This is a genomic window from Enterovibrio norvegicus FF-33 (genome assembly GCF_000286835.2).
Lineage (GTDB): Bacteria > Pseudomonadota > Gammaproteobacteria > Enterobacterales > Vibrionaceae > Enterovibrio > Enterovibrio norvegicus_A.
In genome coordinates this window covers 12509-39239 of sequence record NZ_AJYD02000001.1, presented here as the reverse complement: position 1 = coordinate 39239, position 26731 = coordinate 12509, and the positions used below count along the sequence as shown (strand labels likewise).

Here is a 26731-nt window from a genome sequence, read left to right as displayed (position 1 = left end):
TTGAATATCCTTAAATCAACTTTTGGCAATTATACGAGCTATCTATCACCTCGTCAGTAATGCAAATAAACATAAACCGCCCATTAGGCGGTTTTGTTCTCTTTGTTTACGATTTATGTTGAAACTGTGGGGCGCTAAGGCATTTGGAGTTCTTTGAGCTTTCGCGTTAACGTATTTCGACCCCATCCAAGCAGCTTAGCTGCTTCTTGTTTGTGCCCTCGCGTATGGCTCAATGCTTCACGCAACAGAATTCGCTCGAACTCTGGCAAGGCTTCTCGCAATAAGTTGTCATCGCCTTTACCCAGAGATGTACGAGCCCACTGTGACAAGGCTTGCTGCCAACTATCGACCTCACCGCTTGCGGCGTTGACTTCAGGCTGCATCAATTCTGGGGGTAAATCCTCTGGCAAAATCTCTTTGCCGCTTCCCATGACGGTTAGCCAGCGACAAATATTCTCCAACTGCCTAACGTTGCCTGGCCAAGGTAAGCCTGCAATCAAATCTAACGTCGTCGGATGAAGTGTTTTGACTTCGATATCTAGTTCATCAGACGCTCGCTTGAGGAAGTGTTTCGCCAGTTGACCAATATCCTGACGGCGCTCGCGAAGGGCTGGAAGGTGAACACGAATAACATTGAGACGGTGGAATAAATCTTCACGAAAGCTGCCTTCGGCGACCAGTCGCTCCAGGTGTTGGTGGGTGGCGGCAATAATACGAACGTCGACCTTGATGGCTTGATGCCCACCGACTCGATAAAACTGACCATCGGCTAGAACGCGCAACAGACGGGTTTGAATGTCGAGAGGCATATCGCCGATTTCATCAAGAAACAATGTGCCGCCGTTGGCCTGTTCAAAACGCCCCTGACGGACGCTGTTAGCGCCTGTAAATGCGCCTTTTTCATGACCGAATAATTCAGATTCAATCAGATCTTTCGGAATTGCGGCCATATTCAGCGCAATGAATGATTTGGTCGCGCGCGGGCTGTGTCGGTGAAGTGCATGCGCCACCAACTCTTTACCTGTGCCCGATTCACCGTTGATTAATACTGATATAGAAGAGCGAGATAAGCGGCCAATGGCGCGAAACACTTCTTGCATAGATGGCGCTTCACCGATGATTTCCGGTGCGGCTTCCATGGCTTCTTTCGGGGCACGTTGGCGTTTTTGCTCTTGGCTATGAGAAACCGCCCGTTCAACCAGAACGACCGCTTCATCAATATCAAACGGCTTAGGAAGGTACTCAAATGCCCCTTTTTGATAGGCACTGACTGCGGCATCCAGATCAGAATGCGCCGTCATGATGATCACGGGTAACGTTGGGTATTCCGTTTGCAGACGATTGAGCAGTGCAAACCCATCAGTGCCAGGCATACGAATGTCTGACACCAGTACGTCTGGCACTTCGCGGTTGAGGCCGTCCAATACGCTATCGGCATCGGCAAAGGTTTCACATGCCATGCCCGCCGCGTTGAGCGTGCGTTCTAACACCCAGCGGATAGAGCTGTCATCATCGACGACCCAGATTAGTCCTTTGCTCATGTTCTCCCCTTAGCGTCGAATTGGTAGCAAGATGGTGAAGGTCGTGTGTCCCGGCCAACTGTTGACGTAAATTTTACCTTTGTGCTGATCGATAAGATTGCGCGTGATAGACAACCCCAACCCTGTGCCGCCCGGTCGTCCAGACACCATGGGATAAAACAAAGTGTCTTGAAGCTCTGGCGCAATGCCGGGGCCGTTGTCCGATACATCTATGCGTGCAGCTAATCGGTGACGCTTACCGCTGATCACGACTTGATGCTCGGTTCGGGTGCGCAAGGTGATTTGCGCATTGGGCGTGTCAGCCAGAATTTGCGCGGCATTGTTCAGAACATTCAACAGCGCTTGTTCCAGTTGCTCTGGGTCCATCTCGATATCTGGCAGGCTAGGATCGTAATCTCGCTCAATGCTGATGTCCTCAGCGCCTAATGCGACAAGTTGGCGCACTTTTTCCAACACCACATGAATATTTTCTTGTTGGCTATGTCCCGGCCTTTGCGGACCAAGCAAACGGTCAACCAAGTTTCGCAGGCGATCAGCTTGTTCGATGATGATCTGCGTGTATTCGCCAAGACTTGGGTCTGGCAACATTTTCTCCAACAGTTGCGCTGCGCCGCGAAGTCCACCAAGTGGATTTTTAATCTCATGAGCGAGTCCACGAACTAACTCTTTTGCGGCTTGTTGCTGGGCTTGTTGTTGGAGTTCTTTGCTTATTTGCTGCTGATGGCCAATGGCTTTGATTTCGAGCAGCATGGAAGGGCTGCGCTGCCACATTAAGGGACTCGCGCTTAATTCAACCTTTCGCTGGTGACCATCGACGACCAAGGTCACGTCACTGTCGGTCAGGCCTTGCCCGTTCGCCAGCGTCTCTTTGACATGCTCGAGATCGATAGAGCAATGCTGAATAACGTCAGACAGCGGATGGTCGCGCATTCGACGTGCACTCAAGCAAAGCAATTGCTCGGCGGCGGGGTTGGCATAAGTCACAACAAGTTCATTATCGAGCACCAAAATTGCCGTGATCAGGTTGTCCATTACAGTTTCTGTCAGAGTGGCCACATCACCTTCCTATTTGGCTGCACCAGTGTGGTGCAATCAAGTTTACTTGATTGTGCATCGCTGTGCATTCTTGTGCAGTGGTGAAAACGTGCGTTGCATTCAGTTGCTTGCACTAGGTGACCCTGATTACGCTATCGAGGGGTTGGCTTCCCTTTAGGCGGGGCTTTTCTTTGAATTGCCCGATGCAGGAATACAGTCACTGAAGAGGTAGTAGCAATAACCTTGCCATCTTGTAGCAACTGCACCTTGATGGTGTGGCTGCCGCGATCAACGTTGTTGAGCGCTAACTGTAAGCTCTGTTGGGATGGTTGAGACTTTCCGTCTACGAGTGCGCGAACTTTTTGATTTGTTCCCAATGGCAGGTCGGTAGAAAGCTCGATGTTAATCATGCCTTGGTTGTTACGAATCGTTGCATCATTGGTAGGCGAAAGAAGCGTGACACGGGTGGCGAGAGCAGGTACTTCTGGTATTGGTGGAATAGGAGGAGCGGCTGGGGATGAGGGCGCAGCGACATTGCCCGAATTGGGCTGGGTTAAGATATCAACATCGAATGTCGTCTCAATGCTGATCTCAGGTCGGGCATCACTAAAATGGACGGTGCCGTTCTCATCGACCCAGCGATAATACTCACTGGCATACGCCACGTTTGATAATGCACCAATAAGAAGCAACAGCCATGTTCGACGCATGAATCTATCCTTGAACCGAAAAGTGATATTTTGCGCCTAAGTCATATTGAGACAATAGAAAAAGGGCCCGCTTGTGAGCGAGCCCTTTGATTTGATATGAAACTTGTCTAATTACACAGAGTAATACAGTTCAAATTCCAGTGGGTGCGTAGCCATGTTTACTTTTTCAACGTCCTGAGATTTCAAACCGATGTAAGAATCGATGAAATCGTCAGAGAATACGCCACCTGAAGTCAAGAATTCACGATCTTCGTCAAGTGCTTTCAATGCAATTTCCAGTGACTCAGCAACTTTTGGAATCTCTGCTGCTTCTTCTGCAGGAAGGTCATACAAATCTTTGTCCATGGCATCGCCAGGGTGGATCTTGTTCTTGATACCGTCAAGACCAGCCATCAGAAGTGCTGCAAACGCCAAGTATGGGTTAGCGGCTGGATCTGGGAAACGAGCTTCGATACGGCGTGCTTTCGGGCTTGGTACCACTGGGATACGGATAGAAGCAGAACGGTTACGTGCAGAGTATGCAAGCATAACTGGCGCTTCGAAGCCTGGAACAAGACGCTTGTATGAGTTAGTTGCCGGGTTAGCAAAGGCGTTGATAGCACGTGCGTGCTTGATGATACCGCCAATGTAGTACAGCGCCATTTCAGACAGGCCGCCGTATTTGTCTCCAGCAAACAAGTTCTGACCATCTTTATTCAAAGACATGTGAACATGCATACCAGAACCATTATCGCCAACCAGTGGCTTAGGCATGAAGGTCGCTGTTTTACCAAATGCGTGCGCAACGTTGTGAACAACGTACTTGTAGATTTGGATTTCGTCAGCTTTTGAAGTCAGTGTGTTGAAGCGTGTTGCGATTTCGTTCTGACCAGCAGTTGCCACTTCGTGGTGATGCGCTTCAACAACAAGGCCCATTTCTTCCATAACCAGACACATGGCAGAACGGATATCTTGTGATGAGTCAACAGGAGCGACAGGGAAGTAACCGCCTTTCACGCCAGGACGGTGACCTTTGTTACCGCCTTCGAAATCAGAACCTGAGTTCCATGATGCTTCAACGTCGTCAATCTTAAAGAAAGAGCCTGACATGTTGTTGGCAAATTTCACGTCGTCAAATAGGAAGAATTCTGGCTCTGGACCAACAAGTACGGTATCCGCGATACCCGTAGAACGCATGTAATCTTCAGCGCGCTTTGAGATAGAACGTGGGTCACGGTCATAGCCTTGCATGGTTGCTGGCTCAAGAATATCGCAACGGATGTTCAGGGTGCTGTCTTCAGTAAACGGGTCAAGCACAGCAGTAGACGCGTCAGGCATCATCACCATGTCTGATTCGTTGATGCCCTTCCAGCCGGCAACAGAAGAACCATCAAACATTTTGCCGTCTTCAAAGAAGTCTGCATCAACTTGATGTGCTGGGATTGAGATGTGCTGCTCTTTACCTTTGGTATCGGTGAAGCGCAGATCAATAAATTTCACTTCGTGCTCTTGGATTAAGGCGAGTACGTTTTCTACTGACATGTGAATAAACCTCCGGTGTCGTTATTCTCTAAATTAGCAAAGCTACTTTCGTGTGCTCTACCAAAAAGTTGGTCTGAGCACTCTAAAGCGAAAAGTGTGCCAAGTTTGAAATTTCCGTTAATGCCTGTATTTAGGCGATTTTGCGTTGAAATTGTGCAAACCCGTGATCAAATTTGGTGCGCGTCCGCACCAGGATGGTGCAATGGAAGGATTGCGTGACCAATGGATTCATTCAGCAGTGGTTGGAGGGCCTTGTCAATCACTGTCACGGCAGAAAGCAGACACAATGTCGGAGCTGTGAACCAGATCGAAGTCTCGAAGCTTTTGCTTTTGTGGCGCAAAAATCACCCGTTATGTGGGGGAAAATAAGGGATAGAGCTGTTTTTTTATTCGCCTAATAGTGTGTCATCAATAAGGTGATATGAAGATAAATTGATCCTGAGTCACATAGTTGGTGGGTTTTGAGTAAAAATCTGTTAAATTACGACCGGATTTTAATCAAGTGGCGGTGAGTGCTTCTGGCGGGTTTGCTGGTTGCCTTTGGCGGCACATCTTTTTTGAGTGAAAGAGTACCCATGTCTACCTTACAGATAGATAAACTAAGAAATATCGCGATCATCGCGCACGTTGACCATGGTAAAACTACCCTAGTTGATAAGCTGCTTCAGCAGTCTGGCACCCTAGAAACACGTGGCGAGCACGAAGAACGCGTCATGGACTCGAACGACATCGAGAAAGAGCGTGGCATTACCATTCTGGCGAAGAACACCGCTATTAACTGGAATGACTACCGTATCAACATCGTAGATACTCCAGGACACGCCGACTTCGGTGGTGAAGTTGAGCGTATCATGTCGATGGTTGACTCTGTTCTTCTGATCGTTGATGCCGTTGATGGCCCAATGCCACAGACTCGTTTCGTAACGCAAAAAGCGTTTGGTCACGGTCTGAAGCCAATTGTTGTTATCAACAAAATTGACCGTCCTGGCGCACGTCCTGATTGGGTTATGGATCAGGTTTTTGACCTGTTCGACAACCTAGGCGCAACTGACGAACAACTGGATTTCCAAGTGGTTTACGCATCAGCACTGAATGGCTGGGCGACCTTGGAAGAAGGCGAAGTTGGCGAAAACATGGAACCGTTGTTCCAAGCTATCGTTGATAACGTGTCTGCACCAGAAGTTGAAGCGAATGGCACACTGCAGATGCAAATCTCTCAGTTGGATTACAGCTCATACGTTGGTGTTATCGGTGTTGGCCGCGTAACGCGTGGTTCGGTTAAGCCAAATCAACAAGTGACCATCATTGGCGCAGACGGCAAAACCCGTAACGGTAAAGTCGGTACTGTCCTTGGTTACCTTGGCCTTGAGCGCCATGATATCGACCAAGCGCATGCTGGTAATATCGTCGCTATCACAGGTTTGGGTGAGATGAAAATCTCTGACACCATCTGTGATGTGAACGCAGTTGAAGCGTTGCCACCTCTGTCTGTCGACGAACCAACCGTTACCATGACCTTCCAGGTGAATACTTCTCCGTTCGCGGGCAAAGAAGGTAAGTTTGTTACTTCACGTAACATCCTTGAGCGTCTGCAAAAAGAATTGGTTCACAACGTTGCTCTGCGTGTTGAAGAAACCGGTGACCCGGATCGCTTCCGTGTATCAGGCCGTGGTGAACTTCACCTGTCTATCCTGATCGAAAACATGCGTCGTGAAGGCTTCGAGCTGGCGGTATCTCGCCCTGAAGTTATCATCAAAGAAGAAGACGGCCAGAAAATGGAACCGTTTGAAACTGTGACTATCGACGTGTTGGAAGAAAACCAAGGCGGCATCATGGAGAAAATCGGTTTGCGTAAAGGCGAACTGACTAACATGGCGACTGACGGTAAAGGCCGTGTGCGCATGGACTTCGTCATGCCTTCTCGTGGTCTGATCGGTTTCCAAACTGAGTTCCTGACGTTGACTTCAGGTTCTGGTTTGATTTACCACACGTTTGATCACTACGGTCCAATGAAGCCTGGCATTATTGGTCAGCGTAAAAATGGCGTACTGATTTCTAACGCAACAGGTAAAGCACTGACTTACGCACTGTTTAACCTGCAAGAGCGTGGCCGTCTATTCTCTGAGCACGCTGACGAAGTATACGAAGGTCAAGTTATCGGTATCCATAACCGTTCTAACGACCTGACAGTAAACTGTCTGAAGGGTAAGCAGCTGACCAACGTTCGTGCGTCTGGTACTGATGAAGCGCAAACGCTTTCTCCTGCTATCAAGTACACCCTTGAGCAAGCGCTGGAATTCATCGATGATGATGAACTGGTAGAAGTCACGCCAGAAAGCATTCGTATTCGTAAGAAACTTCTTACTGAAAACGATCGCAAACGCGCAAGCCGCGGCAGCAAGTAATTTGTCTGCACTAAGCGAATAAGAAAAAGCCTCCTATGATGGAGGCTTTTTTGTCTCTGTTGTATCAGTACTTCTTCGACGACTTGCTTGCAGTGTTTGCTATTGGTTACTTGGCGAATCGGTTGTAGAGAAACAACAGGATAAGCGCACCAACCGTAGCCATGACAATACTACCTAGGCTTAATCCGCCAGCAGTACCAATACCAATGAGTGAGCTTACCCAGCCACCGACAACAGCACCTGCGATACCCAGCAGTGTGGTCATAATGAAACCACCGCCGTCTTTCCCTGGCATAATCCACTTCGCCAAGATGCCAGCGAGTAGTCCAAGAATAATCCAAGAAATAATACCCATGTGTTCTCCTCCATGTTGAGAGACGGTTTTCATACCGTTGAATGCAGGCAGAAATTTGCCTGCGCAAACGATAAGGGAATTTGTCTTACTCAGCGTGTTCCACTTGTGAGAAACAGAGGAAGCTAATTTAATTCTTTAAGGTGGAAAGGAACCGCTCTGATTCGGCAATAGCCAGCTGCATATCTTTGATTGCGCGATTAATATCTTGTTCTAGATCCGAAAATTCACCTTTGAGTGCGCCAATGGCCGCTGCATTCAAGTTGTGTTTAAGATACAGAGTGTTATCGCGTAAGGTATCGAGTACTGGTACCATTTTGCTTTCAGCCTTTTTCATCGCCGACAGCATTTGTTGATAACTTCGCTCTGTCGCTTTGAGTTTGCGCTCGCTTTCGCGGCGCAGTTTAGTGCTGGAATACAGCGACAGCTCATCTTGCCATTCGTCGAACAAAGCATCCGATACATCCTCAACGCCCTTGATGCGTTCGCGAACGTTTTCAACCGCCTTTTCGCTGTCTTCGTATTGATCGTTGATGGTGTTGTACATCGCTTCCAATTCACCACCATCAAAATTGGTCAGTGTGGAGAGTGCCTCGAGGGCGCTAGTGAATTGCTCGCTGGCTTCTTGTTGTGCCTCTGAAGCGGCTTCGACGCGGTCAGCCATGATATCGCGTTTATGAATGCCAACTTGCTCCATGGTGGCATAATAGGCGGACTGGCAGCCAGCCAGCGTGAAAACAAGAAACAGGGTAGAGAGAAGACGCACGGTAAACTCCTTTACGTTATGATTAACCTTCTTTACAAGAGACTATGGTTTAAGCAGTGGAACGACTCAAGTATTTAGTGCCCAGGATGGGACAGATTCTGTTTGCCTTTTTGAGGCATCTTATTCTTCGTATTGTTCATGACCGCATGACAGTCAACGCAGGTTACATGGCTTACGTCACTTTGTTGTCTTTAGTGCCGCTGATCACAGTGGTGCTATCTGCGCTTTCACTCGTTCCTGGCTTTGCGGAAGCGGGCGATCAAATTCGCACTTTTGTGCTGCACAACTTTGTGCCAGCCTCCGGCGATGCGTTAGAGCAATACCTCAACCAGTTTGTGGCCAATGCAGGCAAGATGACAGCTGTCGGTGTCGCTTTTTTGTTTGTCGTGGCTTTGATGCTAATTTCAGCCATTGATAGAAGCCTAAATTACATCTGGCGAGTGGAACACAAGCGCGCACCCGTCGTGTCTTTTTCGATTTATTGGATGGTCTTAACTTTGGGCCCCGTACTCGTGGGCAGTAGCATTGGTGTGAGCTCTTATTTGGGATCACTTAATTTACTTCAGCTTGACGGTGCCGAAATGTGGGCGCCAGCACTGCTTCGCGGGTTGCCATTTTTACTCACATCGTTGGCATTTATGGGTTTGTATACCTTGGTGCCAAATTGTCGAATTCGCGCGATCCATGCGTTAATTGGCGCCATGTCTGCGAGTGTATTGTTCGAATTCAGTAAAAAGGCCTTTGCTTTCTACGCCACGAATTTTCCGTCCTATGAGCTTATCTACGGCGCATTAGCCGTCGTACCACTGCTGTTTGTTTGGGTCTACCTCAGCTGGTGCATCGTGCTGTTGGGGGCTGAAATCACTGCGTCTTTAGGCGAACGGGCGATGTGGTACGTCGAGCCCAATTCGGATAAAAAGCAAGTTACTGATAATTAAGATGATAAGAAAGGAACTGATATGATTGCGCTAATCCAGCGAGTCAGTGAGGCCAATGTGGTCGTTGATGGCAATGTGGTCGGTGAGATTCGTAAAGGGTTGCTGGTACTGTTGGGTGTTGAGAAAGGCGATGACGATAAAAAAGCGCATCGATTACACGAAAAAGTGCTCGGCTACCGCATCTTTGAAGATGAGAATGGAAAGATGAACTTGAACGTTCAACAAGCTGGGGGGGATGTGCTGGTGGTGTCGCAATTCACCTTGGCAGCAGACACGAAAAAAGGCATGCGTCCTAGCTTTAATGGTGCACCGCCGCGAGAAGCTGACCGTCTTTATCAGCTTTTCTCGCAACATTGCCGTGACAGCGGCATTCGCACTGAAAATGGAATTTTCGCGGCTGACATGAAAGTCAGTCTGACCAATGACGGGCCTGTAACCTTTTGGTTGCAAGCCTAACGCCGAGTTTTGCTCGGTTCACAAGGAGAGGAGCAACGATGTTTCGATTGATCACACCAACGAAGGAAAGTGAGCTTAATGCTTATTTCCATTTTCGCTGGAAGATGCTCCGTGAACCTTGGCGTCACCCTGAAGGCTCTGAACGCGATGCCTATGATGTCGGTGCACATCACCGCATGATTGTTGATGCGAAAGGCGAACCCATTGCGATTGGACGCCTTTACATTAGCCCTGATAATGATGGGCAAATTCGTTACATGGCTGTTGCACCACAATATCGCACCCGAGGGTTGGGCGCGTTGGTATTGATGGCGTTGGAATCTTTAGCGCGTCAAGAAGGTGCAAAGCGCCTTGTGTGTAATTCACGAGAGGACGCGATTGGTTTTTACAGTGCCAATGGATTTGTGAATCAGGGCGAATTGAGTGAAGAGCGCGGGCCTGTGCAACACCAGCAAATGCTTAAACTGCTTGACCCGATGTCTGACGTTGTCCGTCGTCCGGAATGGTGCCATGAGTTACAACAACGTTGGCAGCAGCAAATCCCAATTAGCGACAAAATGGGGATTCGTATTTCCCAGTTCACGGGTTACCGTTTTGAAGTGTCAGCCTTGCTAAACGCCAATTTGAATCCTCATGATTCGATGTTTGCTGGCAGTGTATTCAGTATGGCCACACTGACGGGATGGGGCATGGTGTGGTTGCTGATGAAAGAACGTCAGCTGTCTGCCGCGATTGTGTTAGCTGACAGTCATATTCGTTACCGCAAACCTATCACTGAGCGTCCGCGTGCGGCGGTCTCATTAGACAGCTTAAGCGGTGATTTGGATCGTCTTGCTAATGGCCGTCGAGCACGTGTTAAGCTCGAAGTGACCATATACAGTGGTGATGACGTGGCAGGAAACTTCACGGGCACGTTCGTGTTAATGCCAGAAGCGAGCACCAACGAGCACGATGCGATGCCAAATCAAACCTTACTATTCAGTTAACGCTATCTTCTAGCGTGACGCATTCGTCAACGTCCCTTCTTTTGTCACTAAATCCCAGCTACCTGAAAGGGATGCGTTGCCAGTGTTTGCTTTTACACTGACTGGGGCGAGTGAAATACGCCCACGATCGGCGGCAAGCTTCACTTGTTCTACCGTCATTGGTAATCGCATGTTGTCACCGTCTTCATTGAGCGGAACAAAGATCCCCAACAGGCTTTGTGACAAGGATTGTTCTGGGCGGGTTGTTAGCTCGGTACGATAGGGCGTTGCGACCACATTACCACTCAAACTATAAGCAAAGCTGTCTTTGTCTGCTCCCAATCCTGATAGGCGCGCGTCCACATCGTGTTCTCCACTTAGTGGCAATGTCACGCCCAGCCAACGTTGATATAGCTCGTTCGGAATGCGAAGACCACTGATCTCTGTCACCCATGGATGACTAGGATTTAAGAGTTGAACGCGTGCTTTCACCGAAAGCTGTCCTTGTGAAAAAGACACGCTCAGCGGGTCTAAATGCCATTCACCTTTATTGTCGACGTGCATATTGGCATAGGGTGCCGTTACTGGAATTCGGTTGATGCTGGCCGCAGCAGCACTGGCAGTGAGCGCGCCTTGCCACATGCCATTTTGTGCGTGTTGGCGCGGGATCAGATCGCGACCACGTAAGTTCAATCCAATGACTTGGATTGGAAAAGCGGGGTCGGGAAGCGTGATATTGGTATGTTTAACAGAAAATTGTCCCAGTTCAATGGTGTTAAACGCTGCCCACTTTTGCTGTAAGACAGCGAGCATCGTGGTGTCTAATTCAATGTCCAAGCCATTGGCTGTTAGGGTATTGAGTTTAAGCGACGAGGTGTCCATTTTTCCTGAAAAAGAGACAAACCCTTCATCATTTATTTTCGACGAAAAAGCGCTGACATCGACGCGAGTGGGAGACAAAGACAAGTCTGCCAACAGATCGGTGAAAAGCCATTGGCCAACATTGAACAAGCTGGCATTAAACGACAGCAATGAAGCCGCAGTATTCGGCGTCCACACCAACTCGCCATTTTGTAAGTTGACCGATTGCACCGAGAAATTAAGGTGCTCAACCGTGATGTCAGTTAATGCCGCACTGACATCCAGAAGATCCAGCCGTTTAACATTGATGTCGTAATGTTGGCTGAATGCATCCCATTGTTTTTTGAGCTTCTGCAGTGACTCTGAAGGCTCAATACGCGTATCAGAGAGCGTGAGTTGGTGAACGACCCATAAATGATTTGATTGCAGTGTCGCGCTGCCTGTCACGTTACCGAAAGGGCTGTTAAGCGATAGCCCCCATATCTCCCAAGCATCATTACGATATTCACTGTCGAGTAGAAGGTTCGTCAGCGTTTGCCCGTCGATCACTATCTTAGGGGCAGACAGCTGAAACTTTCCTTGCCACGCTCCCCATGTCGATGGGCTGTTTTTCCAATCTGAGATTTGGATGTCGGCGTGTGCGAAGGAAATAGCTTCGCTGTGATAGTTCACGTCATCCAGTGCGAGATGGTCAATGGTTAGGGACGGTGGCAGTGAGGATTTCATTGCTTCATCGATATCAAGGCCGCGCACGACAACACTGCGTAAGGTCATTTCACCGGACAAAGATGCCAACGGAGAGAGGCGTAATGAAATGAAATGGGCTGCGTGGTGTTTTTGTGGGTCGTTATTATGTGTCAGTTGAGGATCGGAAAGTGCTAGCGTCAAAGGCGCGAGCAAGTTGTACTCTAATGACGTTGCGCTCAGTTCATAAGGCGTAAGCAGTCTTACGGCCTGTTTGACCATTGGCAGTCCAAAGTTCGTACTCAGCACCGTCAGAAATGTAGCCAGTGTCACCACAAGCACGATCAGCAACGAAGCAAGTAGCTTGGTGAGCAAACGCATTTGGCGATCTTCTCTTTATGTGACGCAAGGTGGGGGCGGATAAGCCGCGGATGTGTTGAGGTTGGCGCAAAAATCGACGTTATTCAAGTGGTAATAAAAGCCGATGTGAAGCGGGATTGAGAAAAACAAAGCCCTCAAGGTTGAGGGCTTTGATTGATTTGACGACTTAGTCTAGCTGTGGACCTGCTTTAACCAGCGCTTGGCCTTCCGCATTGTCCGTGTATTCGACGAAGTTATCGATAAAGCGTTTCGCCAAGTCTTCCGCCTTACTTTCCCACTGAAGTGGGTCAACATAGGTGTCGCGTGGATCCAAAATGGTTGAATCAACGCCTGGAAGGCTGGTTGGCACCTTCAGGTTAAAGATTGGGATATCTTTGGTTTCCGCTGTTTCAATCGAACCATCAAGAATCGCATCGATAATGCCGCGGGTATCTTTGATCGAGATACGTTTACCCGTGCCATTCCAACCTGTATTGACCAGATAGGCTTCCGCACCTACCGCTTCCATACGTTTCACCAGCACTTCCGCATATTGCGTCGGATGAAGAGTGAGGAAGGCTTTGCCGAAGCAAGCTGAGAAGGTCGGTGTTGGCTCGGTGATACCACGCTCAGTACCCGCAAGTTTCGCTGTGAAGCCAGACAAAAAGTGGTACTTGGTTTGTTCAGGCGTAAGCTTAGAAACGGGGGGTAAGACACCAAAGGCATCCGCTGACAGGAAAATCACTTTATTGGCATGACCGCCTTTGGAAATCGGCTTGACGATGTTTTCGATGTGGTAGATCGGATAAGAAACACGGGTGTTTTCTGTTTTCGAACCATCATCAAAATCAATAGATCCATCGCCGAGAACGGTGACGTTTTCTAACAGCGCATCACGGCGGATGGCGTTATAGATGTCAGGTTCCGCTTCTTTCGACAACTTGATGGTTTTCGCGTAGCAACCACCTTCGAAGTTGAACACGCCATTGTCATCCCAGCCGTGCTCGTCATCACCGATGAGTTCGCGTTTTGGATCGGTCGACAAGGTGGTTTTACCTGTGCCAGACAAACCAAAGAAGATCGCCACATCGCCTTCTTCGCCTTTGTTGGCAGAGCAGTGCATTGATGCAATGTTCTTAAGAGGCAGGAAGTAGTTCATCATGGCGAACATGCCTTTCTTCATCTCGCCGCCGTACCAAGTACCGCCGATGAGTTGCATGCGTTCAGTGAGGTTGAACACCGTGAAGTTTTCGGAGTTCAGACCATGCTCTTGCCATTTTTCGTTGACGCATTTCGCCCCATTCATGACCACGAAATCAGGTTCAAAGTTTTCCAGCTCTTCTTCTGTTGGGCGGATAAACATGTTTTTCACGAAGTGTGCCTGCCAGGCAACTTCGGTGATGACGCGGATGTTGAGGCGGGTATCTGGATTTGCACCACAATAGCCATCAATCACAAACAGACGTTTGCCCGAAAGCTGTTGGGTCACTAAATCTTTGAGATCATTCCATACGTGCTGATCGATAGGTTTATTGTCGTTGGCACCTTGATCAGACCACCACAGTGTATCTTTCGTGGTGTCGTCTTTGACAATGTATTTATCTTTGGGAGAACGTCCAGTGAAGATACCAGTATCGACGGCCACTGCTCCGAGTTCAGTGACGATGCCTTTCTCATATCCTTTCAGTTCCGGTTTTGTTTCTTCAGCAAACAACTGTTCGTAGGTAGGGTTACGAACTACTTCTTCTGCATCGAAAATGCCGTGTTGTGACAAATCGATACTGTGTGCAACCTTTTTATCGACGTTCATGACAGTCATAGGTGCTCCTTGGGTAAGATGTAATGTAACTGTCGTCCATGCTAGCAATCTGAATTAGTCAATTCAGAGAGTTAATTCAAAAAATAACCACAAACTTATTAGGGTAAAGTAATACTCTTAACGAGTCTGTATTACATATATTACCGTCATGTTGCTCAGTTGTGCCACATGAGATCGATTATTATTTGTACAAAATTAAGAGGTTAGAGAAAGGCGTATTTTTTGTGGGAAAGTGGGAATTTAAATGAAAAAAACCGACCTGAGGGCCGGTTTTTTGGGTTTTTGTGCTCATTAATTATTAAAGAAAAATATTAATGTACTGTGCCCGTTGATGGGCCTGTTTGGTTGAAAATTGCTGAAATATCAACGCTATCGAATTCATAGTCCGCACCGCAATAGTCGCAGTGAAGTTTGATATCTCCGGTCTCAGCAACCATTTTTTCAACTTCTTGACGATCAATCGCAGCAATCGCAGATGCGCTGCGTTCGCGCGAGCATGAACACTTGAATGTCACATTTTTCGGTTCGTAGACATTGACGTTTTCTTGATGGTAAAGGCGATATAAAACGTCTTGCGCGTCCAAACTGAACAGCTCCTCGTTTTTCACCGTGTCTGTCAATTGTGCCAAATGATCGAAGTCGTCTTCTTTATTTTCATCGCCAGGAAGAACCTGAAGCAACATACCGGCTGCTTTTGCGCTTCCTTCAAACTCGCCAGTACGAAGCCATAGGCGGGTCTTCAATTGCTCTGAACGGGCAAAGTAGTCTTCCAGACAAGCTTCGAGAGTTTCACCTTCTAGGCCTACGATGCCTTGGTAGCGCTCACCTTTTTCAGGTTCGATGGTAATGACCATTTGGCCTTTACCGACCAGATCATGAAGAGATGCCGATTCTGGCAGCTCGTCTTGCCAACGGGCAGTGCCGCGCATCACTTGATCGTGGTTGCCGTTAATGACGAGTAAAGAAACGGGGCCGTCACCTTGGATCTGTACGGTGATGCTGCCTTCGAACTTTAGCGTTGCGGTGAGTAGGCTGGTCGCAACCAGCAGCTCACCCAGCATTTTCTTAACAGGGGCTGGGTATTCTTTGCCGCTCGTCAGTTGTTGATAGGTATCAGAAAGTTGTACTAGTTCGCCGCGCACTGAAACGCCATCGAACAAGTAACGGTGCAGACTATCTTGTGCCATGGGATAACTTCTCCGGCGTTAATCGTTACTGTTTCTAAATTTGATAATATCGCGTCGCTGCTTTTTATCAGGGCGACGCTCGGGACTTGGGTTGTGTGCGTTGAGTTTACGCTCCATACTGCGCTGTTCTCTTCGTGTCACACTGTCATCGGTTTCGCGGTAAAGGGTTTGAGCCTCGGGCGCGCCACGACGATGTTCACTGATTTGTATAATCGTCACGACTTTTTCTTCAAGGCCGAGTCTAAGTTTGATTTCCGCCCCGACTTCTACCACTTTGCTGGGTTTCGAGCGCTGGCCGTTATAGTGCACTTTACCCCCGTCGATCATATTACGAGCGATAGTTCGGGTTTTATAAAACCGCGCGGCCCACAACCATTTATCCAGTCTTACCTGCAAAATTTGGTTGATATTGTCGTGTTTGGAACCCACTAAACACTCCTTTACGTATCAGCGGCTAAACTTACCATAATCAGGTAATCTGATCAGCATCACAATTATGGCTCTTATATGGTGACCAAGCGTCTAACTTTCAAGCCGCAATGGAATCATTCAGACAAAAATAGGTTCTCACTTATCGGCAAGGGCGATGAAAAAAGGTAAATTGAACAGTCAATTTAATAATTCCTGCACCTAGGCGCTAAAAACGGCATTCTGCTGGTTGCCAATGGAATGCGATGTAATACGACAGGAAGAGCATGTCTGCGAATTTTGGGATACAACGTCTAATGGATTGGGCGCAACCACAACTTGGGAAAGAATTTCCCGCTAAAGCAGCAAAATGGACAACGCGTCTACTGCTTTTGGCACTTGCCTGGACGCTGGGCCGCTTGGTGTGGCTCTGGGTCACACCGCCTTTGGTTGATGTTTCTTCGACAGCGGCAGTGATCGCGCAGTCTGGGCAACAATTACCCGCCTACCAACTGGATCAACTCGCCAATCGTCACTTTTTTGGACGCTTTAGCGAAAAAAGAGCCCCCGTTGAGAGAAAACCTGAACCTGTTGTTGATGCCCCTCGTACCCGTTTAAATCTTACCTTGGTGGGTTTGGTCGCAAGCTCTGAGCCCGAGCGCGGATTAGCCGTTATTGCTAATCGTGGTGCGCAGAAAACGTATGGTGTTGGTGAAGCGATTGAAGGCACGCGCGTTATCTTGCGTCAGGTGCTTAACGATCGCGTTATCTTGAGAAATAACGGTAACGATGAAGCCTTAATGCTCGCAGGTATCGACTACAGTACGACGGGGCAAAAACCCGTCAGAAAAACACCTCCCGCTGCTTCTCGTACCCCAGTCAATAAAGGGGCCCCCGATCTTACCAACATCAAAGCGGAAATCATGAATAACCCTCAATCGCTATTGAAATACATCACCTTGTCGCAAGAGCAGGGCGAAGGTGGCTTGATTGGGTATCGCTTAGGGCCAGGTAGCGACAGTCGTTTATTTAAAGAAGCAGGCTTACAGTCGGGTGATGTCGCCGTGGGTATCAATGGCGCTGATTTAACCGATCCTGCAGAAATGAATCGCATCTGGCAAAGCTTGTCTGATGCATCCGAGATCAGCCTTACCGTTCAACGAGACGGTCAGTTGCACGAAATTTATATTGGTCTTTAAGTAGGACCGAAACGGAGAACACTGTGAAGACGTGGAAGAAAGGTAAAATCTGGCTGGTTGCCGGCGTACTTGCCATGCAGAGCATGGGCGCTTGGGCTGCTGAATTCAGTGCCAGTTTTAAAGGGACAGATATTCAAGAGTTTATCGAGATTGTCGGACGCAACCTCGAAAAGACTATCATCGTTGACCCTGCAGTACGCGGCAAAGTGAATGTGCGCAGTTACGATGTGCTCAATGAAGATCAGTACTACCAGTTTTTCCTCAACGTGCTTTCCGTATATGGTTTTGCCGTCGTTGAAATGGAAAACGGCGTACTGAAAGTCATTCGCGATAAAGACGCCAAGCAATCAGCAATCCCTGTCGTGGGTGATGGTGACAAGGTTCAAGGCGATGCCGTCGTCACACGCGTTGTGTCGGTTAAAAATGTCTCGGTGCGTGAATTGTCTCCGCTGTTGCGTCAGTTGATTGATAACGCGGGTGCGGGCAACGTGGTTCACTATGATCCCGCCAATGTCATCATGATCACGGGTCGTGCTGCAGTAGTTAACCGTTTGGCGGACATCATTCAGCGCGTTGACCAAGCCGGCAATAAAGAAGTGGATGTGGTGCACCTTGAATTTGCATCGGCGTCGGAAATGGTTCGTATTGTTGAAAGCTTGAATAAGCAAGGTGATGGTAAAAACACGCCTGCATTGCTTCAGCCAAGTTTTGTTGCCGATGAGCGTACAAACTCTGTGTTGATTTCTGGTGAGCCACAAGTGCGAGAGCGTATTCGCAGGCTGATCTCCCAGCTTGACCGTGAAATGGCAACCGTAGGCAACAACCGCGTGATTTACCTTCGCTACGCAAAAGCCGAAGATGTCGTGGATGTCTTGCAAGGTGTGTCTGAAAACCTAATCGCTGAAAAACAAGGTGGGCAACGCCAACCTGGTCCTGCTGCCAGTGATGTGAAAATCTCTTCCCACAAAGGCACCAACTCGTTGGTGATTACTGCGCCACCTGACATCATGCGTGCTTTAGAAAGTGTGATCTCGCAGCTGGATATTCGTCGTGCACAAGTCTTGATTGAAGCCATGATTGTGGAAATCTCTGAAAGTGACGGTGCAAACCTCGGCGTGCAATGGGGCTCTCTCGAAGGTGGTGGTATTCAATTTGGTAATACCGGTGTACCTGTAACCAATTACCTCGCTGCGCAAGAAGAAGCCAAAGATACAACCACAACGGAGTCACGCTTCGATAACAATAATAACTTGGTGCAAGTACCTATCACGGAATCTGGCGACCCGACTGCGATTGCAGAAGTGTTAGGCGGCGTGAGTGGTCTGGCTGCAGGTATTGTATTTGGTGACTGGACAGCGTTGGTCACTGCGGTGTCTTCTAACAGTGATTCTAATATTTTGTCTTCACCAAGTTTGATGGTGCTGGATAACGAAGAAGCGTCATTCATCGTGGGTGAAGAAGTGCCGGTGGTCACGGGTTCTACGACGGGGTCAAGCAACGACAACCCATTCCAAACCGTTGAACGTAAAGATGTGGGTATCAAGCTGAAAATCACGCCACAAATTAACGAAGGTGATTCGGTTCAGCTTACTATTGAGCAGGAAATTTCAAACGTATTGGGCGCAAGTGGGGCGGTTGATATTCGCTTTGGCAAACGTCAGCTCAACACGTCCGTGCTTGCTGCGGATAAGCAAATGATTGTGCTGAGTGGCTTGATTGATGAACAGACCAATGAAAGCGAGCAGAAAGTCCCGATTCTGGGTGACATTCCGTTTCTTGGCCACTTGTTTAAATCAACATCATCAGGCAAAACAAAACGTAACCTGATGTTATTTATCAAGCCAACCATTATCCGCTCTGGATTGACCGCTGACGGTATTTCACAGCGTAAATATAACTACATCCGTGCAGAGCAGATTTACCGCTCTCAGGAAGAAGTGAAGCTGTTGCCTGGTGTGAAAAAACCCGTGCTGCCTGAGTACGGTGTCGACCTCACCATGCCTGCAGAAGTGCGTGCCATCATGGCTGAGCTGAGGTAGTCGCTATGGATATGCAGTCTCTGGAAATGGATGCAGGCATCATAGGCGATGACATGGATCCTGCGGTCGTGACGGCCGCGACGCGTTTGCCGTTTGGTTTCGCCAAGCGCCATGGTGTCGTGGTTGAGCGTACCGATCATGGCTGGTTGCTGTATTACCGTGATCAGCCAAAGCCTGCAATATTGATGGAAGTGCGTCGAGTATTGGGACATAGCTTCACGCCAATACAACTTCGCAGCGAAGATTTTGATCCAAAAATGACGCAGCTTTATCAACGAGATTCATCAGAAGCACAGCAATTGATGGAAGATATTGGCGCTGACAGCGATGATTTCTTTGCGTTGGCTGAAGAGTTACCACAAAGCGAAGATTTGCTCGAATCGGAAGATGACGCGCCAATCATCAAGCTAATCAATGCCATGCTTGGTGAGGCGATCAAAGAAACGGCGTCTGATATCCACATTGAAACCTTTGAGAAAAGCTTATCGATCCGATTCCGTGTTGATGGCGTGTTACGAGAAGTACTAAGCCCTAGCCGCAAATTGGCGCCGCTTCTGGTTTCTCGTATCAAGGTGATGGCTCGTCTCGATATCGCAGAAAAACGCGTACCACAAGATGGTCGTATCTCATTACGCATCGGCGGACGAGCGGTTGATGTACGTGTATCAACCATGCCGTCATCCCATGGCGAGCGTGTGGTGCTGCGTCTTCTTGACAAAAACGCCACCCAACTCGATCTTGAAAGCTTGGGCATGACTCGATCCGTTCAAGACAGTTTCCAAGTCCTTATCAAGCGCCCTCACGGTATTTTGTTGGTCACTGGTCCTACGGGGTCGGGTAAGTCCACCACCTTGTATGCCGGTTTGACTGAGCTTAATAGCGCCGAGCGCAACATTCTGACGGTGGAAGACCCGATTGAATTTGATATCAACGGGATTGGACAAACGCAGGTTAATACCAAGGTCGACATGACTTTTGCTCGCGGGTTGCGCGCCATTTTGCGTCAGGATCCCGATGTGGTGATGGTCGGTGAAATTCGTGACCTTGAAACGGCGCAAATTGCTGTTCAGGCATCCTTAACGGGTCACTTGGTGATGTCTACACTTCACACCAATACTGCGGTAGGGGCTGTGACGCGTTTGCGTGATATGGGTATCGAACCGTTCCTCGTATCTTCTTCGTTATTGGGCGTATTGGCTCAGCGTCTGGTGCGCACCTTGTGCCCAGATTGTAAAGAAGCCTATGAGGCCGACGCACAAAGCAAAGCGTGGTTTGAATTACCAGAGAGTGAGCCTTTGACCCTTTATCGTGCTAAGGGCTGTAAAGCGTGTAACAACAAAGGGTATCGAGGGCGAACCGGTATTCATGAGCTGCTTGTTGTGGATACTCAAGTGCAGGAATTCATTCATAACGAAGCGGGCGAGCAGGCCATTGAGCGCTATGTTCGTCAATCAACCCCAAGTATCCGTGCTGATGGTCTGATGAAAGTACGTAAGGGCCAAACCACGCTGGAAGAAGTCTTGCGTGTAACGCGGGAGGGGTAATGGCAGCGTTTGAATACAAAGCGTTAAACGCCAAAGGTCGAACAGTAAAAGGCGTCATTGAAGCCGACACGGCGAGGTTAGCTCGCCAATTGCTTCGTGAAAAATCCTTAGTGCCAATGGAAGTGGCGCAAACTCATGAAAAAGAGCAGCAAAATCAAACCAAATCCTCGAGTGGATTTCAACGTGGGATCAGCACCAATGAACTGGCGCTGATCACCCGTCAACTTGCGACCTTGGTACAGGCATCAATGCCGTTAGAAGAGTGTATTAAGGCCGTTGCTGAACAAACCGAAAAGCAGCGCCTTAAAAACATGCTCACGGGCGTTCGTGCGCGAGTGGTTGAGGGCTATACCTTGTCGGATAGCCTTGGTGACTATCCGCATGTGTTTGACCAACTCTTTCGCGCCATGGTGGCGGCGGGAGAAAAATCGGGACATCTGGGGCCAGTGTTAGAGCGATTGGCGGATTATGTCGAGAACCGACAGCAGGTTAAAAACAAGCTTATTCAAGCCATGGTTTATCCCATTGTACTGACCGTTGCAGCAATCGCGATCGTGGCGTTTTTGCTGGCGACCGTGGTACCAGACATCGTGGGACAATTTTTGAGAACCGGTTCGGAATTACCGGGGATCACTCAAGTTTTGCTCGCCGCCAGTGATTTTGTCACGCAATGGGGTTGGTTGGTACTGGTGTTGTTTGTGGCTGCCGTTACGCTAACTAAAACCTTATTACGCAATAAAAACCGCAAGTTAGCCTGGGATAGGAATATCCTGAGCATGCCCGTGATTGGGCGTGTTGCTCGAGGGCTGAATACATCGCGCTTTGCTCGCACATTATCGATTTGTACTTCCAGTGCTATCCCGCTCCTTGACGGCATGAAAGTGGCTGCGGATGTCATGACCAATACTTGGGTGAAAGCCAAAGTGTTGGAAGCGTCTGATCGCGTTCGTGAGGGTTCAAGTCTTCGAGTGTCGCTGGAGAAAGCTAAGCTGTTTCCACCCATGATGCTGCACATGATTGCCAGTGGTGAACGAAGCGGTGAACTCGAACAAATGCTGACGCGAGCAGCAGACAATCAGGACAGGGACTTTGAGTCCCAAGTGAACATTGCGCTGGGTATCTTTGGTCCGATGTTGATTATAGCCATGGCAGGCATCGTACTTTTCATTGTCGTGGCAACATTAATGCCTATTATTCAGCTCAACAATATTGTGGGCGTTTGATTTCAACGTATGCTGCCAAGCAGCAATTTTTCAGGAGAGAGAACATGCAACGACGTCAACAGGGCTTCACCCTGCTGGAAATCATGGTCGTCATCGTTATTTTGGGTGTGTTGGCAAGTTTGGTTGTCCCAAACCTGTTGGGTAACAAAGACAAAGCGGATCAGCAAAAAGCTGTCACAGATATCAGCTCGCTAGAAGGCGCGTTGGATATGTACCGATTGGATAACAGTGTTTACCCAACCACAGACCAAGGTTTAGATGCATTGGTGAGTAAGCCTAGCTCATCACCAGAGCCACGTAACTACCGTCAAGATGGTTACATCAAACGTTTGCCGCAAGACCCTTGGGGCAACGATTACCAATACCTGAATCCAGGTGAGCACGGTACCACTGATATCTTCACCTTAGGTGCTGATAACCAAGAAGGCGGCGAAGGTGTGAATCAGGATATTGGTAACTGGAATATGCTTGAGATTAATTAAGCGATGAAGAGAGGGCGCCCATCCGGGTTTACATTGCTGGAAGTGCTGCTTGTGGTGGTGCTGTTGGCCATTAGCGCAGTGATAGTGGTGCCCAATCTGCCCCAGAACCAAAGTGATGAAGCCAAAGATGAAGCTCAGCGGTTCTATCAATTGGTGCAATTGTGGTCTGAGCAGACGTTGCTTACAGGGCAAACCTTTGGTCTTCGTGTCAATGACGATCGATATGAATTGCTTCGCTTAACGCGTCAAGATTGGGTCGCAGCTGAAGAAGGACGCACAGCAACAGAAGTGACCATGCCAGAGGGCATTGAGCTTGATTTGCAAGTGACCGGTTTTGTTGCCGAAGAAGATCGACTGTTCGATCGAACAAAGCTCTTTGATGAAGAGATGTTTGCTGAAGAAGAAGATAAACCTAAACCCCCGCAAGTGGTGCTGATGGGTAACGGAGAAATCATTCCCTTCACGCTGACTTTTTTGGCTAACAAAAAGCGCCTTTGGCAAGTGACAGGCAACGATGTGGCAACATTTGAGATCAAAGCGCTGAATGAGGGTAAAGAGTGAGAACGCATCGCGGCTTTACCCTGATTGAAGTGATGGTAGCCATGGCAGTTTTTGCCGTTGCTGCGTTGGCGGTACTTAACGCGACTGGACAGCATGTGAATACATTGGGTGTGTTGGAAGAGAAAACTTTCGCGTCCATGGTGGCTGACAACCAATTAGCCTTGTTTGTGTTGGAAGGCAAAGTACCGTCGTCAGAAAAAAATGGCAGCTCAGAGATGGCAGGACGCACTTGGCATTGGACCATCAAGCCGACCACGACCGCAGGCAACACGCTGCGAGCCGTCGACGTAATTGTATGGCAAGACGAAAGTAAGCGCGGCTCGCTTGTCTCGGTGAGAACCTATGTGCCCGCCAATTAAACGTCACGCGCGCGGCTTTACGCTGATTGAAGTCTTGTTGGCGCTAATGATATTCGCGACCTTGAGCATGTCTGCAAACCAGATTTTCAGTAATGTCATTACCAGTGATAAGCAGACGGAAGAAGTGGGTAACGCGCTAAAAACATTGCAACGCACACTGCTTATCATGGACAGCGACTTTCGTCAGATGATGGCGAGGCAGTATCGAAACGGCGGTGATGAAGCGCAAGAGGCCTTGCTCGAATTTAGTGATGACCTGCTCGATTCTGAATCACAGGGTATTCGATTTGTTCGAGGTGGCTGGATAAACCCACAAGCCCTGTTTCCTCGTGGTGAGGTAGTGAAGGTGGGTTATCGCATTCAGGATAATACTTTGGAGCGTATTCGCTGGATGTATCCCGATGACAGTTCGTCGGTAGAGCCCGCAATCATGCCCGTCATGGAAGGTGTGAAAGACATCAGCTTTGCCGTGCTTGGTAGCGAGAGTTGGCAAGAAAGTTGGGATAGCCCACTTGAGATGCCTAAAGCCATTCGCGTGACACTCGATACCGATCGCTATGGTGAGCTGGTGCGAATTTATGTGTTGTCAGGGCAAACGTTACCAGCACCTGTCGCAGGTGGAACGCCATGATGATGAAAAGCGCAGGGCGCAGATCACAGCGTGGAGTGGCATTGCTGGTGGTGCTATTGATCATGGCCTTGATGACTACGGTTGCTGCAAATATGGCGAATCGCATGTTTGTGAATTTTGATCGTGCAGAAAGCCAGATTCGTTACCAGCAAGCATATTGGTATGCACAGTCTGTCGAATCGTTAGCTCGATATGGGCTTGAAGAAAGTTTTGGTGACGATGATACCGTCACCTTAAGTCAGCCTTGGGCGGTACGCGATCAGGTGTATCCCCTTGATGGCGGGCAAGCAACGGGCAACGTATATGACCGCCAAGCATGCTTTAACGTTAATGGCTTGCGTGATATTAAACCGACAGAAAATGGCACCAACCCTGAGATGGTGATAGCGCTTCAACAGCTGATCGAATCACAAGAGGTTGATAGCTTTGAAGCAGAAACTGCTGCTGCTGCCACGTGGGAATATATTGATACCAACACCAATGTGCAGTCACCGTTGGGGGTTGAAGACAGTGAATATGAAGCACGTTCGATAGCGCATGTAGCCCCTAATGGCTTCATGGCTGATATTTCGGAATGGCGAGCCGTCAACGGCGTCAGTCGAGAGATATATGAAAAAGTGAGCCCGCTTTTGTGTGCGTTACCGAACAGTAAGTTGGTGATTAACGTCAACACATTAACGGAAGAGGATGCACCTATTCTCACCGCATTGTTCCATCCTAATTTAACGGATGAGCAAGCAAAACAATTGATCAACGAGCGAAACGCCGTTGATGGCTGGAAAGACGTCGCCAGTTTCATTGCAGAGCCTGTTTTATCGGGGATCGGCGAAGAAGACAGAGAAGAACGACAGAAGTATTTCGATGTGCGCAGCCGCTTTTTTGAGTTAGACACAGAAATTACCCTCGACAGCACATCACTGAGATTACGTGCGCTGTTACAAAGGGATGATAATGGCACGGTGACAGTTGTTCGTCGCCGCTTTGGAGGAATGAGTGAGCGAGATCCTGACAATCCGGCTTAACTGCGAACCGCAGGAACCCATACCTTGGTTGGTATGGTCAACGAGCCAACAGGAAGTGATTGCGTCGGGCGAAGCAGACAGTTTGTCACAACTGACAGACTATGCCGTCGATCGCGATGTTGTGGCATTGGCAGACAGTGCGGCTGTCTTGCTAACCACAGTGACAATCCCATCAGGGAGTGCGCGCCAGCTTGAAAACGTATTGCCGTTCCTGCTTGAAGACGATGTGGCTCAAGATGTAGACCAGGTACATGTCACTTTGCTGAGTAAAACCGTAGAGCAGGCGCAGGTCGCCGTGGTTGAAAAGGTCATTATGCAGAGATGGCTTGATGAGTTGGCAGAAGCAGGGCTTGTGATTCGTCGCTTGATCCCTGATTGCTTATGCTTGCCGCTTAACGACGATGCCTACAGCGCCGCTACGCTTAACGACCGTTGGCTTGTGCGTGTTGATGAAACCAATGGTGGTGCCGCTGAAACTTTATGGCTGCCAGTGTGGTTACGCAGCCTGCATGATCAAAGCGACGCTGATGAACCGATGAAGTCCGTGGTGAGCTACTCTGATTTACCAGAAGATGCAGCAGACAACTGGCATAGCGAACCCACCGAGCTGGTGATGCTGTTGCTTGCTCAAGGAGCAATGCAAAGCCGTTACAACTTACTGCTGGGTCGTTACAAACCTCATAACCAACTTTATAAACACCTCAAACCTTGGCGCAGCGTGGCGATAGCCGCGGGATTGTTGTTATCAGTGCTAGGGGCAGAAAAAGTGGCCGCTATCTATCAAATGGAAGCACAAGCCGAGCAATATCGCGCTCAAAGTGAAGCCAAAGTGCGTGCGTTATTACCGCAAAACCAACGTATTCCAACCACCAGTTATATGCGTAGATTGCTGGAAAGCGAGGTCGGACGCTTATCGGGTGCCGGTGCGGGGAGCGGCGTGATGATTTGGCTGGCTGACTTAGGGCCATTACTCGATGGAGCGAAAGATATTCAACTTGACGCGGTTCGGTTTGATTTTGATCGAGGCGAATTACGCCTGAATGCGAGAGGCAAAGATTTCGGTGATTTTGAAAAATTACGTGAAACGTTGTCGACCAAATACAGCACTGAATTGGGGCAATTGAGTCGTGATCAGCAAAGTGTTACTGGCGCATTTGTTTTGCGAAAGGAGCCATAAATGAAAGCGATATTGGCTTATTGGCAAGGACTGTCTAAGCGTGAACAACGCCTGCTCGGTTTTGCTATTGCGGTTTTGCTCATTGGTGGCTTGTATTGGGGTTTTGTGAGTCCTCTGCAAGAGCGGGCAGTACAAGCACAGCAGCGTCTGAATAGTGAAAAAAATCTACTTACTTGGGTCAACAGTAAAGCCGCTGAAATCGAATCTTTACGTGCGGCTACTGGCAACCGTGGACAAGTGAGTGCGTTACCGCTGAATCAGTCGGTCACCAGCAGCGTTAAACGTTACAGTCTTGAAATTGTGCGTATTCAGCCGCAACAAGAAGAAATTCAAGTTTGGTTGAAGCCTATGCCATTTAACACCTTGTTAAGCTGGCTCGACTTTCTGTCGGTGAGTCATGGTGTACAAGTGAAGTTCATCGATGTCGGTAAAACTGATACGCAGGGTCTCGTTGAAGTAAAACGTCTGCAATTAGGACGGGGGTAA

General features: G+C 48.7%; 25 protein-coding genes. 15 read left to right on the top strand and 10 right to left on the bottom strand.

Annotated elements, in window-relative coordinates:
* Positions 1–134: 134 nt before the first annotated feature.
* The 4 genes from glnG to glnA all read right to left on the bottom strand — a co-directional run bounded on the left by glnG (position 135) and on the right by glnA (position 4807).
* Positions 135–1541 carry a nitrogen regulation protein NR(I) gene (gene glnG, locus A1OO_RS00190; RefSeq protein ID WP_017004994.1) on the bottom strand — a complete coding sequence of 469 codons (1407 nt, stop codon included), beginning with the start codon at positions 1539–1541 and terminating at the stop codon, positions 135–137.
* 9 nt (positions 1542–1550) lie between these two features.
* On the bottom strand, positions 1551–2573 hold the full coding sequence (glnL, locus tag A1OO_RS00185) for a nitrogen regulation protein NR(II) (RefSeq protein WP_198928392.1): 1023 nt from the start codon (positions 2571–2573) through the stop codon (positions 1551–1553).
* Between the two features lie 155 nt (positions 2574–2728).
* The gene (locus A1OO_RS00180; RefSeq protein ID WP_017004993.1) at positions 2729–3286 is read right to left on the bottom strand and encodes a DUF4124 domain-containing protein; all 558 of its coding nucleotides are present in this window, start codon (positions 3284–3286) and stop codon (positions 2729–2731) included.
* Between the two features lie 111 nt (positions 3287–3397).
* The gene (glnA, locus tag A1OO_RS00175) at positions 3398–4807 is read right to left on the bottom strand and encodes a glutamate--ammonia ligase (RefSeq protein WP_016959455.1); all 1410 of its coding nucleotides are present in this window, start codon (positions 4805–4807) and stop codon (positions 3398–3400) included.
* 575 nt (positions 4808–5382) lie between these two features.
* Here glnA and typA point away from each other — a divergent pair.
* Positions 5383–7212, top strand: a complete 1830-nt coding sequence (gene typA, locus A1OO_RS00170; protein ID WP_016959454.1) for a translational GTPase TypA — start codon at positions 5383–5385, stop codon at positions 7210–7212.
* A 106-nt stretch (positions 7213–7318) separates the two neighbouring features.
* Here the strand turns inward: typA and A1OO_RS00165 are convergent, their stop codons facing one another.
* Together A1OO_RS00165 and A1OO_RS00160 are read right to left on the bottom strand one after the other, a co-directional pair.
* The gene (locus tag A1OO_RS00165) at positions 7319–7567 is read right to left on the bottom strand and encodes a GlsB/YeaQ/YmgE family stress response membrane protein (protein WP_016959453.1); all 249 of its coding nucleotides are present in this window, start codon (positions 7565–7567) and stop codon (positions 7319–7321) included.
* 127 nt (positions 7568–7694) lie between these two features.
* Complete coding sequence (locus A1OO_RS00160; protein ID WP_017004992.1) at positions 7695–8330, bottom strand: DUF2959 domain-containing protein; 636 nt, start codon at positions 8328–8330, stop codon at positions 7695–7697.
* An 86-nt stretch (positions 8331–8416) separates the two neighbouring features.
* Between A1OO_RS00160 and A1OO_RS00155 the strand changes: the two genes are divergently transcribed.
* From A1OO_RS00155 to A1OO_RS00145, 3 genes are read left to right on the top strand one after another with little or no spacing between them, the layout of a single operon-like run.
* The gene (locus A1OO_RS00155) at positions 8417–9268 is read left to right on the top strand and encodes a virulence factor BrkB family protein (RefSeq protein WP_016959451.1); all 852 of its coding nucleotides are present in this window, start codon (positions 8417–8419) and stop codon (positions 9266–9268) included.
* 21 nt (positions 9269–9289) lie between these two features.
* Complete coding sequence (gene dtd / locus A1OO_RS00150) at positions 9290–9724, top strand: D-aminoacyl-tRNA deacylase (RefSeq protein WP_017004991.1); 435 nt, start codon at positions 9290–9292, stop codon at positions 9722–9724.
* A 38-nt stretch (positions 9725–9762) separates the two neighbouring features.
* A complete protein-coding gene (locus A1OO_RS00145) occupies positions 9763–10710 on the top strand; it encodes a bifunctional GNAT family N-acetyltransferase/hotdog fold thioesterase (RefSeq protein WP_017004990.1) in 948 nt (315 codons plus the stop codon).
* Between the two features lie 9 nt (positions 10711–10719).
* Here A1OO_RS00145 and A1OO_RS00140 read toward each other — a convergent pair whose 3' ends face one another.
* From A1OO_RS00140 to hslR, 4 genes are all read right to left on the bottom strand, one after another.
* Positions 10720–12615 (bottom strand): AsmA family protein, encoded by a 1896-nt coding sequence (locus A1OO_RS00140; RefSeq protein ID WP_017004989.1) that lies wholly within the window; start codon positions 12613–12615, stop codon positions 10720–10722.
* 166 nt (positions 12616–12781) lie between these two features.
* Positions 12782–14413: a phosphoenolpyruvate carboxykinase (ATP) gene (gene pckA, locus A1OO_RS00135; protein ID WP_017004988.1), complete on the bottom strand. Its 1632-nt coding sequence runs from the start codon at positions 14411–14413 to the stop codon at positions 12782–12784.
* A 311-nt stretch (positions 14414–14724) separates the two neighbouring features.
* Entirely contained in the window at positions 14725–15600 is an 876-nt protein-coding gene (hslO, locus tag A1OO_RS00130; protein ID WP_016959445.1) for an Hsp33 family molecular chaperone HslO, read from the bottom strand.
* Between the two features lie 18 nt (positions 15601–15618).
* Positions 15619–16029: a ribosome-associated heat shock protein Hsp15 gene (gene hslR, locus A1OO_RS00125; RefSeq protein ID WP_016959444.1), complete on the bottom strand. Its 411-nt coding sequence runs from the start codon at positions 16027–16029 to the stop codon at positions 15619–15621.
* A 266-nt stretch (positions 16030–16295) separates the two neighbouring features.
* Here hslR and gspC point away from each other — a divergent pair, with 266 nt between their 5' ends.
* The 11 genes from gspC to A1OO_RS00070 are packed head-to-tail and all read left to right on the top strand — an operon-like array spanning position 16296 to position 26731.
* On the top strand, positions 16296–17207 hold the full coding sequence (gene gspC, locus A1OO_RS00120) for a type II secretion system protein GspC (protein WP_016959443.1): 912 nt from the start codon (positions 16296–16298) through the stop codon (positions 17205–17207).
* Between the two features lie 23 nt (positions 17208–17230).
* A complete protein-coding gene (gene gspD, locus A1OO_RS00115; RefSeq protein ID WP_016959442.1) occupies positions 17231–19246 on the top strand; it encodes a type II secretion system secretin GspD in 2016 nt (671 codons plus the stop codon).
* A 53-nt stretch (positions 19247–19299) separates the two neighbouring features.
* Positions 19300–20790 (top strand): type II secretion system ATPase GspE, encoded by a 1491-nt coding sequence (gene gspE, locus A1OO_RS00110; RefSeq protein ID WP_139128047.1) that lies wholly within the window; start codon positions 19300–19302, stop codon positions 20788–20790.
* A complete protein-coding gene (gene gspF / locus A1OO_RS00105; RefSeq protein WP_016959440.1) occupies positions 20790–22013 on the top strand; it encodes a type II secretion system inner membrane protein GspF in 1224 nt (407 codons plus the stop codon). The genes gspE and gspF overlap by 1 nt, the downstream gene beginning before the upstream one ends.
* Before the next feature lie 44 nt (positions 22014–22057).
* Complete coding sequence (gspG, locus tag A1OO_RS00100) at positions 22058–22495, top strand: type II secretion system major pseudopilin GspG (RefSeq protein WP_016959439.1); 438 nt, start codon at positions 22058–22060, stop codon at positions 22493–22495.
* A gap of 3 nt (positions 22496–22498) precedes the next feature.
* On the top strand, positions 22499–23056 hold the full coding sequence (gene gspH, locus A1OO_RS00095) for a type II secretion system minor pseudopilin GspH (protein ID WP_017004985.1): 558 nt from the start codon (positions 22499–22501) through the stop codon (positions 23054–23056).
* Positions 23053–23415 (top strand): type II secretion system minor pseudopilin GspI, encoded by a 363-nt coding sequence (gspI, locus tag A1OO_RS00090; protein WP_017004984.1) that lies wholly within the window; start codon positions 23053–23055, stop codon positions 23413–23415. Before gspH ends, gspI begins: the two co-directional genes overlap by 4 nt.
* Positions 23399–24046, top strand: a complete 648-nt coding sequence (gene gspJ, locus A1OO_RS00085; RefSeq protein WP_016959436.1) for a type II secretion system minor pseudopilin GspJ — start codon at positions 23399–23401, stop codon at positions 24044–24046. Before gspI ends, gspJ begins: the two co-directional genes overlap by 17 nt.
* Entirely contained in the window at positions 24043–25068 is a 1026-nt protein-coding gene (gene gspK / locus A1OO_RS00080; protein WP_017004983.1) for a type II secretion system minor pseudopilin GspK, read from the top strand. The genes gspJ and gspK overlap by 4 nt, the downstream gene beginning before the upstream one ends.
* Entirely contained in the window at positions 25040–26245 is a 1206-nt protein-coding gene (gene gspL / locus A1OO_RS00075) for a type II secretion system protein GspL (protein WP_083248024.1), read from the top strand. The genes gspK and gspL overlap by 29 nt, the downstream gene beginning before the upstream one ends.
* Positions 26246–26731, top strand: a complete 486-nt coding sequence (locus tag A1OO_RS00070) for a type II secretion system protein M (RefSeq protein ID WP_017004981.1) — start codon at positions 26246–26248, stop codon at positions 26729–26731.

Bases quoted from the DNA above. Each gene is read 5' to 3' on its own strand.
- glnA (WP_016959455.1), bottom strand. From the start codon at position 4,807: ATGTCAGTAGAAAACGTACTCGCCTTAATCCAAGAGCACGAAGTGAAA.
- A1OO_RS00155 (WP_016959451.1), top strand. From the start codon at position 8,417: ATGGGACAGATTCTGTTTGCCTTTTTGAGGCATCTTATTCTTCGTATT.
- A1OO_RS00180 (WP_017004993.1), bottom strand. From the start codon at position 3,286: ATGCGTCGAACATGGCTGTTGCTTCTTATTGGTGCATTATCAAACGTG.
- gspK (WP_017004983.1), top strand. From the start codon at position 24,043: ATGATGATGAAAAGCGCAGGGCGCAGATCACAGCGTGGAGTGGCATTG.
- A1OO_RS00165 (WP_016959453.1), bottom strand. From the start codon at position 7,567: ATGGGTATTATTTCTTGGATTATTCTTGGACTACTCGCTGGCATCTTG.
- gspJ (WP_016959436.1), top strand. From the start codon at position 23,399: ATGTGCCCGCCAATTAAACGTCACGCGCGCGGCTTTACGCTGATTGAA.
- gspH (WP_017004985.1), top strand. From the start codon at position 22,499: ATGAAGAGAGGGCGCCCATCCGGGTTTACATTGCTGGAAGTGCTGCTT.
- A1OO_RS00145 (WP_017004990.1), top strand. From the start codon at position 9,763: ATGTTTCGATTGATCACACCAACGAAGGAAAGTGAGCTTAATGCTTAT.
- gspE (WP_139128047.1), top strand. From the start codon at position 19,300: ATGGATCCTGCGGTCGTGACGGCCGCGACGCGTTTGCCGTTTGGTTTC.
- gspG (WP_016959439.1), top strand. From the start codon at position 22,058: ATGCAACGACGTCAACAGGGCTTCACCCTGCTGGAAATCATGGTCGTC.
- pckA (WP_017004988.1), bottom strand. From the start codon at position 14,413: ATGACTGTCATGAACGTCGATAAAAAGGTTGCACACAGTATCGATTTG.
- hslO (WP_016959445.1), bottom strand. From the start codon at position 15,600: ATGGCACAAGATAGTCTGCACCGTTACTTGTTCGATGGCGTTTCAGTG.
- dtd (WP_017004991.1), top strand. From the start codon at position 9,290: ATGATTGCGCTAATCCAGCGAGTCAGTGAGGCCAATGTGGTCGTTGAT.
- glnL (WP_198928392.1), bottom strand. From the start codon at position 2,573: ATGGACAACCTGATCACGGCAATTTTGGTGCTCGATAATGAACTTGTT.
- gspF (WP_016959440.1), top strand. From the start codon at position 20,790: ATGGCAGCGTTTGAATACAAAGCGTTAAACGCCAAAGGTCGAACAGTA.
- typA (WP_016959454.1), top strand. From the start codon at position 5,383: ATGTCTACCTTACAGATAGATAAACTAAGAAATATCGCGATCATCGCG.
- A1OO_RS00070 (WP_017004981.1), top strand. From the start codon at position 26,246: ATGAAAGCGATATTGGCTTATTGGCAAGGACTGTCTAAGCGTGAACAA.
- A1OO_RS00140 (WP_017004989.1), bottom strand. From the start codon at position 12,615: ATGCGTTTGCTCACCAAGCTACTTGCTTCGTTGCTGATCGTGCTTGTG.
- gspC (WP_016959443.1), top strand. From the start codon at position 16,296: ATGTCTGCGAATTTTGGGATACAACGTCTAATGGATTGGGCGCAACCA.
- glnG (WP_017004994.1), bottom strand. From the start codon at position 1,541: ATGAGCAAAGGACTAATCTGGGTCGTCGATGATGACAGCTCTATCCGC.